Origin of the sequence: Diplocloster modestus (assembly GCF_019042245.1) — a bacterium.
GTDB lineage: Bacteria > Bacillota > Clostridia > Lachnospirales > Lachnospiraceae > Diplocloster > Diplocloster modestus.
The window spans coordinates 469,676-478,266 of sequence record NZ_JAHQCX010000002.1 but is presented as its reverse complement, the minus strand read 5'-3'; the positions used below and the strand labels follow the sequence as shown (position 1 = coordinate 478,266).

At 48.3% G+C, this 8,591-nt stretch carries 5 protein-coding genes and 1 tRNA gene; 5 read left to right on the top strand and 1 reads right to left on the bottom strand.

The genetic code is table 11. The features are described 5' to 3' along the window. The 4 genes from KTH90_RS05010 (at position 1) to KTH90_RS04995 (ending at position 3,515) form a co-directional block, all read left to right on the top strand. A tRNA-Gly gene (locus KTH90_RS05010) sits at positions 1 to 72 on the top strand. 195 nt (positions 73 to 267) lie between these two features. Next, positions 268 to 915, top strand: coding sequence for a Crp/Fnr family transcriptional regulator (locus KTH90_RS05005; protein WP_158349986.1), 648 nt, complete (start codon positions 268 to 270; stop codon positions 913 to 915). A 136-nt stretch (positions 916 to 1,051) separates the two neighbouring features. Continuing rightward, positions 1,052 to 2,416, top strand: a complete 1,365-nt coding sequence (locus KTH90_RS05000; RefSeq protein WP_158349985.1) for an FAD-dependent oxidoreductase — start codon at positions 1,052 to 1,054, stop codon at positions 2,414 to 2,416. Between the two features lie 292 nt (positions 2,417 to 2,708). Further along, positions 2,709 to 3,515 carry an MBL fold metallo-hydrolase gene (locus KTH90_RS04995; protein ID WP_158349984.1) on the top strand — a complete coding sequence of 269 codons (807 nt, stop codon included), beginning with the start codon at positions 2,709 to 2,711 and terminating at the stop codon, positions 3,513 to 3,515. An 85-nt stretch (positions 3,516 to 3,600) separates the two neighbouring features. Here the strand turns inward: KTH90_RS04995 and KTH90_RS04990 are convergent, their stop codons facing one another. Continuing rightward, positions 3,601 to 4,716 (bottom strand): pyridoxal phosphate-dependent aminotransferase, encoded by a 1,116-nt coding sequence (locus KTH90_RS04990; protein ID WP_158349983.1) that lies wholly within the window; start codon positions 4,714 to 4,716, stop codon positions 3,601 to 3,603. Between the two features lie 269 nt (positions 4,717 to 4,985). Here KTH90_RS04990 and KTH90_RS04985 point away from each other — a divergent pair, with 269 nt between their 5' ends. Next, complete coding sequence (locus KTH90_RS04985) at positions 4,986 to 8,591, top strand: DUF5717 family protein (protein WP_158349982.1); 3,606 nt, start codon at positions 4,986 to 4,988, stop codon at positions 8,589 to 8,591.

Here is an 8,591-nt window from a genome sequence, read left to right as displayed (position 1 = left end):
GCGCGAGTGGCTCAGTGGTGGAGTATCGCCTTGCCAAGGCGAGGGTCGCGGGTTCGAATCCCGTCTCGCGCTTTTTTTATTTGATGAAAGCCGTTGGGTTTCCGGAGAGGAGATCCGGCGGCTTTTTCAATAGGTAGGTGCGTTCTGTTGAATAAAAAAACTCCGGGGGCTTGAACAGCGGCGGAAAGGAAGATGTCGTTAACGCGGCCCGCCGCAGGCTAAGAGCTGCCCAAGTAAAAATCTTTTTCATGAAAGGAGGACATGATTATGGAAGAGATTCTGATGAAATGTTCCTTGTTTGAGAATATGAAACCTGATGAAATTACTGAACTGTTAAGATGTCTGCGGGTAGAAAAGAAGAAGTATTCCAAAAATGATATGGTTTTTACAGCAGGAGACGAAATTCGAAGCGTCGGGGTACTGCTGGAAGGGAAATTGCAGATTCTTAAGGAAGATTTCTGGGGCAACCGGTTGATTATGGCACAGCTTGGGCCGGGTGAGCTTTTTGCAGAGGCATTCGTCTGCGGAGGAATAAAAGAGATTCCAGTCAATATCCTGGCGGCTGAGGACAGCAGGATACTACTGCTGGATTATGGAAGAGTGATGACCACCTGTCCGGCATCCTGTGGACATCACAGCAGGCTTATCCGGAATATGGTACAGATTCTGGCGCGAAAGACTATAGAGATGAATCGGAAGATTGAGATTGTAACCCAAAGGTCCATACGGGAAAAAGTGCTGACCTATTTGTCTGCGCAGGCGCTTCGAAACGGCAGCAGTTTTGATCTGCCTTTTAATCGACAGGAACTGGCAGATTATCTGGCTGTGGACCGGAGCGCTTTATCCTGTGAACTGGGTAAACTTCAAAAGGAAGGTAAAATCCGGTTTCATCGAAATCATTTTCAAATATTATAAGGAATAGCAGATTTTTCTGTTAGGATGGTAAGTGCGTATTTTTCCAGAAACTATTGACAAAATAAACTGTAACTAATATAATTACATATAGAACTGCAACTAATAATTAAACAGTTATAGAAAAGGGGAAGCGAAAATGGAAAAATATGATGCAGTAATCATTGGATTCGGGAAAGGGGGAAAAACGCTGGCACAGGAACTGGCCGATGCCGGGAAAAATGTGGCATTGATTGAGCGGTCTGAGAAAATGTTTGGTGGAACATGTATTAATGTGGGATGTATTCCATCCAAATCTCTGGTACATAGCGCAGCTTTATCCTGGAATATGGGCGGAAGCTTTGCAGAAAAATCGCAGCGGTATGAGCAGGCTGTGGCGGAAAAAAACAAGCTGACTGCAAAACTCAGACAAAAAAATTATAAGAAACTGGATGATCTGTCCAATGTAAAAATCTATATAGGCCAGGGAAGCCTGCAGGATGCGCATACAGTCATTGTAGAAAAGGCCGGAGTAAAAGAAGAACTGAAAACAGACCTAATCTTCCTTAATACAGGGGCTAGCCCTTTCATACCTCCGATTCCGGGCCTAAAAGAGAGTAAATATGCCTATCTGAGCGAAACGCTTCTGGATCTGGAGCAGCTGCCCAAAAGATTGGTGATAATAGGCGGAGGCTATATCGGAATGGAATTCGCATCCATGTATCAGAATTTTGGTTCCCAGGTCACTGTTATCCAGGATGACCCGGTATTCCTTCCGCGTGAGGACGAAGAAATCGCAGCAGCCGTTCTGCAAAGCCTAAGAGACAGAGGCGTCACGGTTCTGTTATCCACTAAAACGACAAAAATCACGGATACCGAAGAGCATGCAATTCTCAATGTCACCACGCAGGATGAAGAGCTGACCCTGCAGGCGGAAGCCATTCTAGTCGCCACCGGAAGAAGGGCGAACGCAGCCGGACTGAATCCTGAAGCTGCCGGTGTGGAGCTGACGGAAAGAGGGGCGGTCAAAACGGACATCCACCTGAGAACCACCGCTCCTAATATCTGGGCCATGGGAGACGTAACCGGAGGTCTCCAGTTCACCTACATATCCCTGGATGACTACCGGATCGTAAGTTCAGCCGTGCTGGGAGACGGCAGCCGTACCACAGAAAACCGGGGAATGGTACCATACAGCGTATTCCTGGATCCGCCATTTTCGCGGGTAGGTCTGAGCGAAAAGGAGGCCAGGGAGAAAGGTTACCAGATAAAAATCGTCCGCCTGCCCGCTATGGCGATCCCAAAAGCCCAGGTGCTGCAAAAAACCACTGGAATGCTGAAAGCTATCATCGACCAGCGCACCGGACAGATTCTGGGCGCACATCTGTTCTGCGAGGAATCCTATGAGATGATCAACCTGATAAAACTGGCAATAGATGCAGGACTTCCATATACGGTCTTGCGGGATGCGATTTATACCCATCCCACTATGAGTGAGGCTTTTAACGATTTGTTCCGGGGATAAAGCGTTGAAGGGTATGGAATAAGGAGAGACTGTCCGAAAACCAAATAAAGTCCGGGAAGAGAGGAACGCGGCGGGGCCTTGGAACCGGGCGGCTCATCTTGTGGGGGCAAATCACTTCGACCGGACCTAAGAACGGCTAACGAACCATCCCTTCCCTTCCGCAGCCACCAGTTCCTGCACTGGTGCCGCCCCTTTTACAGTTGATGGTTGAAGTATCTAATGGTACACTGTTACTAGTGATAAGTGATAGTAGTAATTATAGAGTGTAATTAAGTGATGGGGGAATGGAAGCGTGAAATTGACCGTGTTGGTGGATAACTATACATTTATAGATCAGTATTATTTAGGAGAACCGGCAGCCTGTTTTTATCTGGAAGCTGGGGAAGAGAAAATCCTGTTTGATGCGGGATATTCAGATGTGTTTTTAAAGAATGCCTGTAGTATGGGAATTGATTTGACAATGCTTGACAAAGTGGTTATTTCACACGGCCATAACGATCATACCGGCGGCCTGAGGTATTTGTGTGGATGGATGGAGACGTCCCATTTAGAACTGATCGCCCACCCCGAAACCTTTTGGGAAAAAGAGTACGATGGCGGGCCCATAGGCGCTCCATACCGGGAAGAAGAGCTTCGCAAACGATTCCGAGTTACCTTTACGACACAGCCCTATTGGGCGGCTCCAAACCTGCTTTATTTAGGAGAGATCCCAGCATACAATGATTTCGAACCGCGCCGCCAGATTGGATGGAAATATACTTCCCAGGGGCGCATCCCGGATCTGGTAACGGAAGACTCCGCCCTGGCCTACATCGGAAAAGACGGCTTGTTCGTGATCACCGGGTGTTCCCACAGCGGTATCTGCAACATTGTCGAACATGCCCGAAAGGTAACGGGAATCCATAGAATAGCAGGCATTCTCGGGGGATTCCATCTGTTTCATGAAAATAGGCAGCTGGATAGTACAATAACGTATCTGGAAAACCTGCAGCTTAAAAACCTGTACCCCAGCCATTGTGTCTCATTTAAGGCAAAGGCAAAAATTCACCAAGCAGTCCCAATAACCGAAACAGGAGTCGGCATGACTATAACTTTATGATTATACTTTACAGCATCCCTTAATACATGCCCTCCGGGCGGGTTCGCGGCATGGCCGCTCCATAAGGTATACTTTACAGCATCCCTTAATACAGTGCTGCACTCCCATCCAGCACCCCTCGGATACACCTGATTAACTCGTTATTCTGGGCGGGGTTCATAAAGCAGAACCGCACATACTTATTATTCAGGAACGGGAAGGTAGAACAGTTGCGGACCATCATACAGCTGCGGATACAGGACTCAAAGATATCCTGTGCGGTTACAGAATCCTCGAGGATACGGAACAGAAGAAAATTCGCGGTGGGTTCATAAACCTTCAACGTATCCCAGCTGCCTAATTCCTGATAGATCCGGCTGCGTTCCGTGGAGATCAGATTCCTGGTGGCCTTTATATAATCCGTGTCCTGGAACATGAGCTCTCCGGCTGCTTCCGCCAAAGCGTTGATGGTCCAAGGGTTTTTTCGGTTGTTAATCTTTTTGACCAGATCGTCATTGCCGGTGATGGCGTAACCCAGACGCAGCCCCGGAGAGGCGTAAAATTTGGAGATGCCCCGCAGGATGACGATGTTGTTATAATATTCCGTCAGTGGTACCGCAGTGACATCAAGGCTGTCCGGCGCGAACTCGACATAGGTTTCATCTACCATAACATAGATATCATGCTGTTTGCACACGTCCAGGATCCGGCGCATGTCGGAGCGGGTGATGGAGGTGGAAGTGGGATTATTCGGATTGCAGATGATCAGCAGATCAATGCTCTCGTTTAATTTACCGCAGAAATGTTCCACGTCCAGTTTAAAGTCTTCGCTCTCCTGCAGCGGATAGTACAAAGAGGTTCCTCCGCCCAGAGATACTTCGCGCTCATATTCCGAATAAGTCGGTCCGATGATAAGCGCTTTTTTGGGGTGCTCGATCTGTATGAACAGAGAGATCAGTTCGGTTGAACCGTTACCTACGATGATATTACCGGGGTCTGTACGGGCATAGCGGGCGATACATTTTCTAAGAGAAGTGTATTCCCGATCCGGGTAAGAGGTGATCACATCGATCTTTTCCGACAAGGCTTCCCGAAGCTTAGGAGATATCCCAAGCGGATTTACATTGGCGCTGAAACTTACAATATCCTCTTTGTGAATTCCGTAAACGGAAGCGATTTTTTCCAGATCGCTGCCGTGAAAATGATCTACATGTTTTATCATTGATAACATCTGCCTTTCCGGCCGCACGTATACCATTTTAAGCTCCCCTTAATGCATGCCCTTCGGGCAGGATCGCAGCATAGCTGCTCCACAAGGTATACTTTACAGCATCCCTTAATGCATGCCCTTCGGGCGGGGTCGCAGCATAGCTGCTCCATAAGGTATAACTTTTGTTGCGCGGTATTGTTTTAAAGTGTATAATTTACTATAGCGTGATTCTAATAAAAAAGCAACTGTTTCTAAGGCGTGGAGTAAGGCTTGGTGATTGCATGATCGGACGAATTGAACAGATGGCCAGAGGGGTTTTCCGGTATGAAACCCTGAAGCTTGTAATGCCGGAGGAACCGGTAAAAATAGTCTTAAAAAAAGCAGAGACCTACACTGGAAAGTTTTCTATGAAAGAGGAAAATGACCGGCTGGTGAAAGGAGAAGTGTACTCCTCTTCACCGAGAATGCAGGTTCTGAACCCGGAATTTAAGGACAGTACGATTGAGATCGAATACATATTTGACGCTGCGGGTATGTTAGACAGAGAAGAAGCGGCCGGCAGTTTCTGGGTGATTTCTGATGCGGGCGAGTATGAACTGCCGTTTCTGGCGTCGGTGAGACAGCAGACGGCGGACAAAGCGATCCTGCCTGTGGATACGCTGGAAGCTTTTGTAAAACTGGCGGCGGAAGATTACGAGGAAGCTTATCGTTTTTTTGTGCGCAGGGATTTTGAACAGCTGTTAAACGACAGGGATCAGAAGTACCGGGAAATCTACCGGGGCTGCCTGAAAACCACGACGGAAAAACAGGTCCTGGAAGGTTTCCTGGTAGCGGCAGGCCTGAAACCAAATGCCCGGATTTCCATCGATAGTTATAAAATCCGCTGTTACAAGTCGGATACCACGGAGGAGAAGGTATTGCCGATCCGAAAAAGTGTGCCGGGATATCAGAATGTCCGGGTATCGGCAGACGTGCCCTGGATAATTCCCGACACACCCCTGATTCATTCCGGAACTTTCCATAATGACTTATATGAACTGCATTATCGAATTGATGCCGGGCTGATGCACAGCGGTAAGAATTTTGGAAGGATTACCCTGGAGGCCCCGGGACAGGAGCTTGCTTATGAAGTAGAAGTAGCGGAAACGGTATATGAGGACGTCCGCCGCAAAAGAGAACGCAGGCTGGAGGTAAAACGGCGCCAGTTACGGCTCATGCAGCTGTATATGGATTTTAAACAGCGGAAGATACCGCTAAAGACCTGGACGGACCATTCCAGAGAAGAGATCGAATGGCTGGAAAAGGCTGACGACAGAAATGTATTCTACGTCCTGGTAAAGATCCAGCTGCTGCTGGCGGAACGCAATAACGAAGAGGCCAGGCATATGCTGAATAAGCTGGATGGCAATGCGGAGATCAAAGCGCAGCCTGAGGCCAGGGGGTATTATCTGTATTTGCAAAGTCTGTATTCCCGGGACAGAAGCTATATCAATAAAGTGTCTTTCGAGGTCAAGGAGCTCTGCGGGAAATGCCCGGGCAGCTGGAAGCTGTTGTGGGTATTGCTCTACATGGATGAGAATCTGGAACGCAATCAGCAGAGAAAACTGGAACTGATCGAACAGCGATTTGTGCAGGGCTGCTTCAGCCCTATGATATATCTGGAAGCATATGATCTGATCCGAAAAAATCCGGGCCGGCTCAATAAGCTTAAGAATTTTGAGTTGCAGATATTAAGCTATGCCGTGAAGCACGGGGTAGTTACGAGGGAGATCGCAGAGCGGGTATCTCTGCTGGCGGCCAAATATAAAAAATATGAGGAGATTCTATACCGGATCCTGATCTACTGTTATCGGGAGTTCGAAATGAAGGACACGGCTGCGGCGATCTGTTCCCTGCTGATCAAAGGGAATGTAACGGATACCGGTGCGTTTGAGTGGTATGCGCTGGGTGTGGAACAGGAGCTTAAGATTACCAGGCTGTACGAGTATTATATGTATGCCCTCCCGCAGGACTACGCGCAGCCCCTGCCGCAGCAGATTCTTTTATATTTCGCTTATCACAGCCAGCTGGACTACCGGAAGAAGGCACAGCTCTATGCGAATGTGATCCGTTACCGGGAGCAGAACCTTCCGGTTTATCAGAAGTTTGTGCCGCTGATGGAGCGCTTTGCCCTGGAACAGCTGATGGAGAGGCGGATCAATGAAAATCTGGCGGAAGTATACCAGCAAATGCTGAAGGAGACGCAGTTCACAGGCGAACTGGCTCGTGCGCTGGCGGATGTGCTATTTACCTGCAGGCTGAATACAGAGGATACGAAGGTAAAATATGCTACCGTGCTTCACCCGGGTCTTGATAAAGAACGCCGGGTCCCTGTCCTGCAGGGAACAGCCTACGTCCGGCTGTATACGAAAAATGCAGTGGTATTGCTGGACGATGGGGAAGAACACTGGTGTGAGGCGTTCACAACTTCTCAATGTATCCGTGTGATGAAGAACGGTGATTTCCTTGAAAAATGTAAGGAACTGGCGGGTGACCACATGGGGATCCTGCTGCATGTATGTGAAGAACAGGGCAGGCCGCTATGTTATAATGATGAAACTATTGCGTTCTATGAAGTCCTGTCGGTTCAGCCGGGAATCAGCAGGTTATTCCGGCAGCAGCTTCGCAGCGGTATCCTGAATTATTATTTTGAAAACAGTGAGGGCAGTGATCCCGAGGGCTTTCTGGAAACCTGCAGGGAAGAAATGTTCCCGGCACAAGAGGCCCATAAACTGACAGAGATTCTGATCGAACGCGGGAAATATCCGGAGGCCTATACGGCGGTCAATACTTATGGTTATGAGAGAGTGCCTCTGCGGATGCTGGTGAAACTGTGTGCCAGGCTGGTGATGATGAATGATTATGAACCGGACCGGTATCTGCTGGGCCTTTGCGCATATGTGTGGGAAAACAGCAAGTATGATGCGGTGATCCTTCAGTATCTTCTGGCCTGTTTGAAAGGACCGCAAAAACAGCTGTTTGAGCTTTGGAACTGTGCCCGTAAGTTTGAGATCGATACCTATGAATTTGAAGAACGAGTACTGATGCAGATCCTGTTCACGGAACAGACGAGTGTACAGGGCGATACCATGTTTCTTGATTACTGCCGGAAAGGGCCGAAACACAGGCTTGCGTCGGCCTATCTGGCATGGGAATCCTGGCTCTACATCATGCAGGGAAAGAAGCCGGATGCTCCGGTGATGGATCTTCTGGCCAGAGAGTACAGGCAGAAGGAAAGGCTTTCGGATATGTGCCTTTTGGCAATTCTGGCCTGGGCTGGTGAAAAAGAAGCTCTGTCAGACGAAGAGCAGAAGATGGCGCTGGAGATAATAAGGTTATTTGCGGAGCGGGATATGTATTTTGCCATATACCAGGAGTTGAAGAAAAAGATCCGGCTGCCGCAGGATCTGTCCAGAAACACTTATCTGGAATACCGGACGGATGAGAAAAGTTCCGTTATTTTTTCATATACAATAAACAGCGGTGATGCCAGGGATGAAACGTATTCCTGTGAAGAGATGAAACATATGCTGGAAGGAATTTTTGTGATAGGGATTCCCATGTTTTATGGGGAAACACTGCAGTATTATTTTACCGAAATCAGAAGTGACGGGACAAAGATCAAATCCGATATCGGATTTTACCTGCAGGGCGCATCGGACACCGTCGCAGCCGGCATGAAGTACGATATGCTGAACGCGGTGCTGATGTTGGAGGAAGAGGAGGAAACAGGAGGCATGCGGCCAGACGGACTGCAAAAAGAGCGTCTGGACAAGCTTACGGATAGGATGAAGGAATATCAGGAAGTTAATATGCTGACCGAACATTTATTTGAGCTGAAGGAATAG